1 protein-coding gene is annotated in these 354 nt (G+C 53.4%); it reads left to right on the forward strand.

The window, feature by feature from the left end; translation table 11 throughout:
• On the forward strand, positions 1-184 hold a 184-nt coding region (locus tag ACXR0M_RS27250; RefSeq protein WP_458834691.1), incomplete at its 5' end, for a hypothetical protein.
• Positions 185-354 lie beyond the last annotated feature (170 nt).

The raw sequence follows: 354 nt of genomic DNA on the forward strand, positions 1-354 counted from the left end.
ATGTGCCGGCCTCTTCGCGAGCAAGCCCGCTCCCACAGGTTTGAAGTACCTCTCGAAAAATGGGTCAGCATCACAAATCCAAAATGCAGGAGTGATGTTCAACCGCAAAATGGCCGAGCACCGCATAGCCAATGTGGGAGTGGGCTTGCTCACGAATGCGTCAGATCAGACGACACGATATTGAATGTGCCGGCCTCTTCGCGAGCAAGCCCGCTCCCACAGGTTTGAAGTACCTCTCGAAAAATGGGTCAGCATCACAAATCCAAAATGCAGGAGTGATGTTCACCCGCAAAATGGCCGAGCACCGCATAACCAATGTGGGAGTGGGCTTGCTCACGAATGCGTCAGGTCAGA

The organism is Pseudomonas sp. Eth.TT006, assembly GCF_054456575.1.